General features: G+C 67.7%; 1 protein-coding gene and 2 pseudogenes. All 3 read left to right on the top strand.

Annotated elements, in window-relative coordinates:
• Positions 1–250 precede the first annotated feature (250 nt).
• Positions 251–652 (top strand): annotated as a pseudogene (locus BJF80_RS21530) (DDE-type integrase/transposase/recombinase); the annotation flags it as partial.
• On the top strand, positions 538–1941 hold the full coding sequence (locus BJF80_RS06695; protein WP_202817160.1) for an IS30 family transposase: 1404 nt from the start codon (positions 538–540) through the stop codon (positions 1939–1941). The pseudogene BJF80_RS21530 and the gene BJF80_RS06695, both read left to right, overlap by 115 nt.
• 7 nt (positions 1942–1948) lie before the next feature.
• Positions 1949–2245: pseudogene (locus BJF80_RS06690) on the top strand (integrase core domain-containing protein); the annotation flags it as partial.
• Positions 2246–2383: the final 138 nt, after the last annotated feature.

Below are 2383 nucleotides of genomic sequence, written 5' to 3'. Positions count from 1 at the left end.
CACTCGAAGGATCACGCGGTGGCCGCGTCCTCGCCTGACGCACACGCCGGAGACGACGACCTCGGCTACCGCGCTACACCACTATGGGGGACTCAACTCTTGGCCAACAAGCTCCTCGGCAAACTCTGGTGGTGCCTTCGCACCGGTCAGCGATGGGACGAAGCCACCGCCTGGGCAACAGCAAGCGACAAAGCTCCAGCCGCAGCGACCTGACCCCACGTCCGCTTGACTCTGACTGGCGTGGGATGTCTACGTGCCGACCTGGTTGGGCATGGTCTACGTCGCGTTCGTGATCGACGCGTTCTCCCGCCGGGTGATCGGCTGGCGGGCAGCCACGTCGATGAGCACGCCGCTGGTGCTGGACGCTCTGGAGCACGCGATGTTCACTCGCGCCCAGGAGGGCGTCATCGACCTGACCGGGCTCGTGGCGCACTCGGACGCGGGCTCGCAAGGCGGATTCAACCGGTCGTCGCAACACCTCGATCACGGAGGTGTCTATCGATGGCAACAGGGGACTGGAGCAAGAAGACCAGCGATATGCCCGAAAGCGCGCGTCGGCAGTGGCGTGCGGACCGCGCGTTGCGGCCGGCGATGCGTTCGCCGGGACGGCCGGACCCCTCCCGGGTGGTGCAGCGGCAGTTCTGGCGGCTGATCGCCACGGGCATCACGACGGCAGAGGCGGCGCTGGGTGTCGGCGTGTCAGTGCCGGTCGGAACGCGGTGGTTTCGCCACGCTGGCGGCATGCCGCCCATCTCACTGGCCGAGCCCACCGGCCGCTACCTGTCGTTCGAGGAACGCGAGGAGATCGCGATTCAGCGCGCCCAAGACAAGGGTGTGCGTGAGATCGTCCGGGCGATAGGACGCGACCCGGGGACGGTCTCACGCGAGCTGCGCCGCAACGCGGCCACCAGGAGCGGCAAGCAGGAGTATCGGGCCAGCGTGGCGCAGTGGAAGGCGCAGCAGGCGGCCAAGCGCCCCAAGACCGCCAAGCTGGTCGACAACCCCCGGCTGCGGGAGTACGTCCAAGACCGGCTCGCCGGCAATGTGCGTCGCCCTGACGGCACGATCGTGCCGGGGCCGACACCACCGCCGTGGAAAGGGTTGAACAAGCCGCACCGCGCCGACCGGCGTTGGTCGCTGGCGTGGAGCCCGGAACAGATCGCGCACCGGTTGAAGATCGACTTCCCCGATGATGAGTCCATGCGCATCAGCCACGAGGCGATCTACCAGTCGCTGTTCATCCAGGGCCGTGGTGCACTCAAACGGGAACTCGTCGCCTGTCTGCGCACCGGGCGCGCGCTGCGGCAGCCGAGGGCCAGGTCGCAGAACAAGCCCGGTGGGCATGTCACGGCCGACGTCGTGCTCAGCCAGCGTCCCGCCGAGGCCGACGACCGCGCCGTGCGCGGCCACTGGGAAGGCGACCTGATCATCGGGACCGGCCGGTCCGCGATCGGGACGATCGTGGAGCGCAGCAGCCGCGCCACGATCCTGGTCCACCTGCCCCGCATGCAGGGCTGGGGCCAGAACCCACCGGTCAAGAACGGACCATCGCTGGGTGGGTACGGCGCGACGGCGATGAACGCCGCGCTGACCGCGTCGATGACCACGCTGCCCGAGCAGCTGCGCAAGACCCTGACCTGGGACCGCGGCAAGGAACTCTCAGGCCATGCCCTGTTCACGGTCCAGACTGGCACCAAGGTGTTCTTCGCCGACCCACACTCCCCATGGCAGCGGCCGACGAATGAGAACACCAACGGCCTGCTGCGCCAGTACTTCCCCAAGGGCACCGACCTGTCCCGCTGGTCCGCCGAAGACCTCGAGGCCGTCGCGCACACCCTCAACAACAGGCCCCGCAAGGTCCTCGGGTGGAAGACACCAGCCGAAGTCTTCGAGGACCAGATACGCTCCCATCAACAACCCGGTGTTGCAACGACCGGTTGAACCCAAGCAATATACGTCGATCGCGTTCACGACCCGGTTGCTCGAGGCCGGTGTCGACGCCTCGGTCGGGTCCGTCGGAGACGCCTACGACAACGCCCTGGCCGAGAGCACGATCGGCTCGTTCAAGACCGAGATGATCAACCGCCACGGGCCCTGGCGCGACGTCAACCACGTCGAGGTCGCCACCTTCGAGTGGGTCGACTTCTTCAACACCCAGCGCCCGCACGAGTCCCTGGAGGACCTCACCCCGGCCGTCATCGAGCAGATCCACTACGCTCACAGAACCCTCGCCCAGGCAGGGTGAGACACACAACCGAGTCTCCGGACATCCCGGGGCGGCTCACCCGGCCGAGACCGGCGGACGTGGTGGGGAATGTTCGCTCATCCGCCACCACACCGCCCGAGCTGAGGATGGCGTAGCTGTGGGTCGCGGCGTGGGTGT

It is taken from the genome of Serinicoccus sp. CUA-874 (assembly GCF_001942225.1).
In the GTDB taxonomy this organism is placed as follows: Bacteria; Actinomycetota; Actinomycetes; order Actinomycetales; family Dermatophilaceae; genus Ornithinicoccus; species Ornithinicoccus marinus.
Note: the sequence above shows the minus strand (reverse complement) of the source record. Positions and strands in the feature narration are given on the sequence as shown.